This is a genomic window from Mesorhizobium sp. M1A.F.Ca.IN.020.03.2.1 (genome assembly GCF_004023205.1).
Taxonomy (GTDB): Bacteria; Pseudomonadota; Alphaproteobacteria; order Rhizobiales; family Rhizobiaceae; genus Mesorhizobium.
The window spans coordinates 9,645-15,847 of sequence record NZ_RZSV01000131.1; the positions used below are offsets into that span (position 1 = coordinate 9,645).

9 protein-coding genes and 1 pseudogene are annotated in these 6,203 nt (G+C 65.3%); 7 read left to right on the top strand and 3 right to left on the bottom strand.

Features of this window, described 5'->3' with window-relative positions:
- The 3 genes and pseudogenes from EOA79_RS20030 to EOA79_RS20040 all read left to right on the top strand — a co-directional run.
- A partial coding sequence (locus EOA79_RS20030) for a hypothetical protein (RefSeq protein ID WP_164893899.1) occupies positions 1-226 on the top strand: 226 nt, incomplete at its 5' end.
- 205 nt (positions 227-431) lie between these two features.
- Positions 432-830 (top strand): annotated as a pseudogene (locus tag EOA79_RS20035) (class I SAM-dependent methyltransferase); the annotation flags it as partial.
- Between the two features lie 71 nt (positions 831-901).
- The gene (locus EOA79_RS20040) at positions 902-1,117 is read left to right on the top strand and encodes a hypothetical protein (RefSeq protein ID WP_095824658.1); all 216 of its coding nucleotides are present in this window, start codon (positions 902-904) and stop codon (positions 1,115-1,117) included.
- On the opposite strand, the gene EOA79_RS20045 is transcribed toward EOA79_RS20040, so the two are convergent.
- The 3 genes from EOA79_RS20045 to EOA79_RS32880 form a co-directional block, all read right to left on the bottom strand.
- The gene (locus EOA79_RS20045; protein ID WP_095824689.1) at positions 1,114-1,818 is read right to left on the bottom strand and encodes an SOS response-associated peptidase; all 705 of its coding nucleotides are present in this window, start codon (positions 1,816-1,818) and stop codon (positions 1,114-1,116) included. The genes EOA79_RS20040 and EOA79_RS20045 overlap by 4 nt on opposite strands.
- Positions 1,819-1,922: 104 nt before the next feature.
- A complete protein-coding gene (locus tag EOA79_RS20050) occupies positions 1,923-2,141 on the bottom strand; it encodes a hypothetical protein (RefSeq protein ID WP_066999287.1) in 219 nt (72 codons plus the stop codon).
- Between the two features lie 581 nt (positions 2,142-2,722).
- Positions 2,723-2,869 (bottom strand): hypothetical protein, encoded by a 147-nt coding sequence (locus EOA79_RS32880; protein WP_082954140.1) that lies wholly within the window; start codon positions 2,867-2,869, stop codon positions 2,723-2,725.
- Positions 2,870-3,099: 230 nt separating this feature from the next.
- On the opposite strand from EOA79_RS32880, the gene EOA79_RS32885 reads away from it, so the two are divergent.
- The 4 genes from EOA79_RS32885 to EOA79_RS20065 form a co-directional block, all read left to right on the top strand.
- Positions 3,100-3,258: a hypothetical protein gene (locus tag EOA79_RS32885; RefSeq protein WP_164748208.1), complete on the top strand. Its 159-nt coding sequence runs from the start codon at positions 3,100-3,102 to the stop codon at positions 3,256-3,258.
- 238 nt (positions 3,259-3,496) lie between these two features.
- Positions 3,497-4,564 (top strand): type III polyketide synthase, encoded by a 1,068-nt coding sequence (locus EOA79_RS20055; protein WP_127334996.1) that lies wholly within the window; start codon positions 3,497-3,499, stop codon positions 4,562-4,564.
- Positions 4,561-5,295, top strand: a complete 735-nt coding sequence (locus EOA79_RS20060; protein ID WP_095824656.1) for a methyltransferase domain-containing protein — start codon at positions 4,561-4,563, stop codon at positions 5,293-5,295. The genes EOA79_RS20055 and EOA79_RS20060 overlap by 4 nt, the downstream gene beginning before the upstream one ends.
- The coding region (locus EOA79_RS20065) for an FAD-dependent oxidoreductase (protein WP_128293196.1) at positions 5,292-6,203 on the top strand (912 nt) is incomplete at its 3' end. The genes EOA79_RS20060 and EOA79_RS20065, both read left to right, overlap by 4 nt.

The following is a 6,203-nucleotide window of genomic DNA, read 5'->3' on the forward strand; positions in this document are numbered from 1 at the left end:
CAAGGCCAACATGCTGCTCATAGTCGAATGCCGCCACTGCTACCACGCCGGCCGCTTCAAGGCGAACGACGTGGCCAAGGTGGTCGGCTGGAACAAGCCGCTCGAAACCATCCGCTTCCGCTGCAAGCGCTGCGGCCGCAAGGACACTGAGGTCAAGACCCAGTTCATCGACCAGGATCACCCGCCCAAGGGTTATATCTGGGTGCTGCAGAAGGCGAGGGGATAGCAGCTGTCACTCAACACGCGAGCTATTTCTGAGACCTGGTTTTACCGCGTTCGGGATCGACGGTGTCCCTGGCCGAAGCTACAGTGGCGGCCCTCGACACCATCGAGCCTGCCCGGAGCGCCCATGGACAGCCGCCTCGACCGCATGATCGCCCGCCTCACCACCCAGCGCCGGGCGCTGGAGCGGGCGGCGGAGGGAGACCCGGGACTTGCCCGGCCCGGTGCTGGAGATCGGCCTGGGCAAGGGCCGCACCTACAGCCATCTGCGCAAGCTGTTCCCGGACCGCCGGATCATCGCCTTCGACCGCGACCTGCACGCCCCGGCTGATGCGGCGCCGGCCGGCGCCGACCTTGTGCTGGGCGATTTCCGCGAAACGCTGTCCGCCTTGTCCGGCTGCGCGCCCGCAGCCTTGGCCCATGCCGATTTCGGCAGTGAGGACCGCGCCCGCGACACCGCCCAGGCCGGCTGGCTGGCGGCGCTCATCGATGCGTTGATGGCACCGGGTGGCCTAGTGGTCAGCGACCGGGCGATGCAGTCGCCGCGCTGGACCCCCTTGCCCTTCGACACGCCGGACTGGCCTTATTTCCTCTGGCGCGTGAACTAGCCGCCACCACAGCTCACTTCACATCCGGCATCCGTTTCCGCGGCTTCGTCGGCCGGGCGGTCAAGGCCAACATGCTGCTCATAGTCGAATGCCGCCACTGCTACCACGCCGGCCGCTTCAAGGCGAACGACGTGGCCAAGGTGGTCGGCTGGAACAAGCCGCTCGAAACCATCCGCTTCCGCTGCAAGCGCTGCGGCGGCAAGGACACTGAGGTCAAGACCCAGTTCATCGACCAGGATCACCCGCCCAAGGGTTATATCTGGGTGCTGCAGAAGGCGAGGAGCTAAAACAACGACCCCTGCGCCGGCGGTTCCGCCGGAAACTTGATCTGCGTCGCCGGCTTGTCCACGATCACCAGCGCGTCGTTCGGCGCCGGCCGCTGCAGCGTCTTCGCCTCCGACCACGGCGCTGTCAGCCACAGCTCGGTCTCCTCCTGAGTGGTCAGCATCACCGGCATCGCCTTCTCGTGGATCGGCGCGATCAACGCGTTCGGCCTGGTCGTCAGGAAGCCGTAGAGCTCGTGGTCGCCCGGACCTTCCTTCACCTTGCGCACGCCATGCCAGGGCGTCCACATCCCGGCGAAGAAGAACAGCGGGCGGTCCTCGCCGAGCGCGAACCAGAAATTCTTCTGCACGCCGGTTTCAGGATCCTTGTCGCCGGGCTTTGGCGAGGGCTCGGCAAAGCTCGTCACCGGCACCAGGCAGCGGTTCTCGACGCCGAGATAAGGCAGCCAGTGGGCATATTGCGGGTTGCGGATGTTGGTCGTGCCGGGATCGGCATTGCCGCGCACGCGTTCTTGCGGCGTCGGCATGCCCCAGCGCAGCCGGGCGAGCTCGCGGCTGCCGTCGGCGGCATTGCGCACCACCGGCGCCGGCTGGTTCGGATAGATGTCGACCGAAGGTTCGAGATTGCCCGAAATGTCGCGCAGCGCTCGCGTCCACTGGCGGATCGCTTCCTGGCTTGTGGTGATGTTGTAAAGATTGCACATCGGCAGCATCCCCGTCCCGCCGATTGTTCCCATATTTTCCGCGGAGCGCAAACTGGTTGCCGGTGATGCGATGGCAAGCCACACGAATTGAGGATATCGGGCGCTCAGCGTCTGCGCCCGCCGCGCCGCTTTGGCTCGGCCGGCTCCGCGGCCGGCGGCTCGCCCGGCAGGCCCAGCCGGTGGCGTTCCTCCTCGGCGAAGGCTTCGGCTTCCGCGTGGATGTTGAACAGTTGATGGGCCAGCCGGCCGCCTTCGACGACGCGCACCAGCCATTGGCCGTTGATGAATTTTACGCGGACACTGTCTGGTTCGCCTGCCACCATGTGCAGCTCCAGCTCGTCGCCCTAAGAATTGCATCCTCGAACAGCAATACGATTTAACGCACGAAGGGTCGCCGCAAGCAACCGCTTATTATCCTCAGCAGGAGAATAGTTGCAAGGCACGAGCACACTTGATGTCGAAAATACAGATTTCCGGTAAGGGCCGTTCAAAATGGATAAAATCCAGACACTGAAAGCTTGAAGGACACCCTAGGTAGAATTCGACTTCGATGCGGCGCCCGGTCCGCGCAACGATACGCCTCTCGAGCGCTTTGGAGCGATTGTGAGCGCGTGCAGGTCCACCGCGGCAGCAGCGCTGGTTACGGACCCATCGGTGGTGTGGAGGGCTTGCTTGCAAGGCGCGCCGACGGCCCGGCAGCCTGGGGGGGTGTTTTGGGTTCGGCGGCCGGGCCTGACCGGAGTTTGCGAGCCTGCCGGCTACTTCGAACATGCGCTTGTACTAATGCAAGGGCAAGAACGACCTAGGCCCTAGGACCAAAGCAGTGGGAGGGGCGCAAACGGCCGAATACGAGCACCGGCCCGCGCGAGGCTCCGGCCCGCCTCCACAGAACATTTGCCCAGCATCAGAAACCGAAGAACTGCTTGCCCACGAGGTAGCCCAGCGCCACGACTGCCAGCGGGAACAGCGCCGGCGCTATCCTGCCGAATGGCGAGGATCTTATCTCGCCCGCAGGGGCGTTGGGCTTGGCGTTGCCGAGGTTCTTGGTCATGGGTCCGTTACCGGAATTCGCTGCCGGGTGACCAACAATATTAGAAAGCGCTGATTAATTTTCTCACAATTCGATTGATGCAATTTGCAGCTATCGCCGGTAGTCGCTCTTCGCCCGGGGGTGCGCTTCCCGCTTCCTTGCCGATACCGTCAATGTCGGACCGGGCGAGCGTTCTACCCGCCTGGGAACCCTTCCCGCCCTCGCCAGGTTGATATGCGAGGCGAACCACCATGCTAGATAGGCCCCCTGCCGAAAACCCGGGAAGGACCCTCGCCATCGTGCTGGCGGTCGGCCTCACCATCATCGCCTTGTTCTTTATCGGCTTCAGATATTCGGAGCGCGATCAGGGAGCCTTGATCGTGCCCGGAACGGTGCAGGGCAGCAAGTGATCGAGCCGAAATCCTTGCCTGCTGCTAGGGCGCGGAAAAGGCTGTAACACTTTGATTTGCCTATCATCCCCTTCAAATCTTTTAGTTTCGGGATCATACGCCAGGGGAAGAAACAGGTTTTCCGAAACGTTTATCGAACAGGCAACGGTCAGCGCTTGGCGCCTGCCAAGGCGCGCTCATGAGCAAGGAACCCCTCCGGCAACAGCGCGCACCGCGCCGAGGCCCAGGGAGACAGTACATGTCCGCTAACGCCTACATCAACCGGATCGCGACGGCGGTTCCGGAGCATGAAGTCCACCAGTTCTACCTGCGCTACGCGGCCTCCATGCTCTGCAGCGACCGCAGGAAACTATTCGAACGCATGGCCGGGCTTGCCGGCATTGACCGCCGCTTCTCCTGCTTTGCCCCGGCTCTCGACAACGAAGGGCCGTCGGTCGATCTCGGCGGGATCTTCAAGCGCGGGGCATTTCCCGGGACGGCCGCCAGAATGGCTATGTTCGCAGAGGCCGCCCCCGCGCTGGCGCAAAAGGGCGTCGACGGGCTGCATCTCGGCAACGAGGCTTCGCGCATCACACACCTCATCGTCACCACCTGCACCGGTTTCTCCGCGCCCGGCATCGACCTCGACCTGGTTCAGCGCTGCGGCCTTGCGGACGGCGTCGAACGCACGATGATCGGTTTCATGGGCTGCTACGCTGCGGTCAACGGCCTCAAGCTTGCACGCCACATCGTACGCTCCGATCCGGGGGCAAGGGTACTGCTGGTCAACATCGAGATCTGCACACTGCACATCAGGGAAACCACCGAACTGGAAAAGCTGCTCTGCTTCTGCCTCTGGGGCGACGGCTGCGCTGCGAGCATCGTCACCCCCGAGCCGCCCGGCATCGAGCTCGACTCCTTCCGCTGCGCCGTCGCGAACGAGCAGCGCGAACTGATGACCTGGGATATCCGCGACCAAGGTTTCGACATGGTTCTTTCCGGCAAGGTGCCGGCCGCTGTCCAGGAAGCCCTGCGCAGCAACCGGGACGCGATCCTCGCAGGCCGGGCGCCGGAAGCGATCGACCTCTGGGCTGTGCATCCCGGCGGCCGCAGCATTCTCGACGCCGTCGAAAGGGCGTTTGAACTCGAGCCCGCCGCGCTCGAGCCCTCGCGCGAGGTGCTGCGCCAATACGGCAACATGTCGTCGCCAACCGTCATGTTCGTGATGGAGAAGATGCTGAAGAAGCCGGGCGGGCTGCTCGGCTGCGGCATGTCGTTCGGGCCCGGGCTGACGGCCGAGACCATGCTGTTCAGGACCGTCTCATGAGTGCGCTCGCTGAACGCAGCCTCGTTCCGGAAATCCTGGACGGGCTCGCGGCCGACGATGCGCGGGCAATCCGCTCGCGCCGCGATCTCGCCCGCATCAACGCGCTGATGTTCCAGGCGCCGATCATGGCTTCGCTCATGCGGAAATTTTTGCCGAGGCCGCCGGGCCGCATCCTGGAGATCGGCGCCGGCGACGGCACCTTCATGCTCAAGGTGGCGCGCCGCATGGCAGTTGATTGGCGCGAGGTGGAACTGACGATGCTCGATCGCGTCCGCCTCGCCACGCCGAAGCTCGCGGCGGATTTCTCCGGGCTGGGATGGACGATCGAAACCATCACCGCCGACGCCTTCGATTGGGCGGAGAGGGCGGATGGCAGGGCCTTCGACGCGATCACGGTCAACCTGTTCCTGCATCATTTCAACGATGCTGCACTGCTTCGCCTGTTCTCGCTTTTGCGGCCCAAGGCGCCGCTCATCCTGGCGACGGAACCGCTGCGGGCGGGCTTTGCACTGGTCGCGGCCCGGCTTCTGCCGGCAATCGGCGTCAACGACATCACGCGACATGATGCGGTTGAAAGCGTCCGCGCCGGCTTTCGCGGCCACGAGCTTTCCGATCTTTGGGCTGCCGCCGGCGGCAACCCGCTCGAGGAACGGCGCGCAGGGCCTTTCTCGCATGTCTTTGTCGGGGCCTCGGCGATCCAGGTCGGGGATGCGCCCAGGGATAAGCCGTGAAGCGCGCATCCACCCACGATGCGATCATCATCGGCGCCGGCCCGGCGGGCACGTCGGCGGCGCTGGTGCTCGCCCGGCGCGGATGGGCTGTCGCGATCGTGGAGAAGAGCGCGTTTCCGCGCCGCAAGGTGTGCGGCGAATACATCTCGGCAAGCAACCTCGCGCTCCTCGACCGGCTTGGGGTCGGCGATGCCTGGCGCGGCGAGGCCGGTCCGGAAATCCGCCGGGTCGGCCTCTTTTCCGGCAATGCCAGCATCGAGGCGCCGATGCCGGGCGCGCGATCCGGACCCGCGGCAAGAAACGGCTTCGGCCGCGCGCTTGGCCGCGACATATTGGACACGCTGCTGCTCGACGCGGCCCGCTCGGCTGGCGCGGAAGTGTTCCAGCCCTGCCGTGCCGTCGCCATCGAAAGGGATGGCGACCGCCAGGCGGTGCGGATCCAGGCTACAAGCGGCAGTCCCGGCGAGGAGGGGATGACCCTGCGGGCATCGGTAATCGTCGCTGCACACGGTTCGTGGGAGCCGGGGCCGCTGCCGAGCCAGCTCGGGAAGCAAAGCCGCTCCTCGGACCTGCTCGGGTTCAAGGCACATTTCACCGGGTCGGCGCTGCCGCCCGATCTGATGCCGCTGCTCACTTTTCCCGGCGGCTACGGCGGCATGGTGCTCGCCGACCGTGGCCGCCTATCGATCTCGTGCTGCATTAGGCGCGACGTGCTTGCCCGGCTGCGCGGCAGCCTTGCCCGCGAACGCGGCGGCCATGTCCCGGCGGCCGAAGCCGTTGAGCGTCACATCATGGCGACATGCCGGGGCGCGCGGGACGCGCTGGCGGATGCCCGTCTCGATGGTCCGTGGCTCGCCGCCGGTCCGATCCGGCCGGGCATCCGCGCAGGCTACGAAGCAGACATCTTC

Excerpts from the sequence above, each read along its gene's own strand:
- EOA79_RS20040 (WP_095824658.1), top strand. The coding sequence starts at position 902 with ATGCTGCTCATAGTCGAATGCCGCCACTGCTACCACGCCGGCCGCTTC.
- EOA79_RS20045 (WP_095824689.1), bottom strand. The coding sequence starts at position 1,818 with ATGTGCAATCTTTACAACATCACCACAAGCCAGGAAGCGATCCGCCAG.
- EOA79_RS20050 (WP_066999287.1), bottom strand. The coding sequence starts at position 2,141 with ATGGTGGCAGGCGAACCAGACAGTGTCCGCGTAAAATTCATCAACGGC.
- EOA79_RS32880 (WP_082954140.1), bottom strand. The coding sequence starts at position 2,869 with ATGACCAAGAACCTCGGCAACGCCAAGCCCAACGCCCCTGCGGGCGAG.
- EOA79_RS32885 (WP_164748208.1), top strand. The coding sequence starts at position 3,100 with ATGCTAGATAGGCCCCCTGCCGAAAACCCGGGAAGGACCCTCGCCATC.
- EOA79_RS20055 (WP_127334996.1), top strand. The coding sequence starts at position 3,497 with ATGTCCGCTAACGCCTACATCAACCGGATCGCGACGGCGGTTCCGGAG.
- EOA79_RS20060 (WP_095824656.1), top strand. The coding sequence starts at position 4,561 with ATGAGTGCGCTCGCTGAACGCAGCCTCGTTCCGGAAATCCTGGACGGG.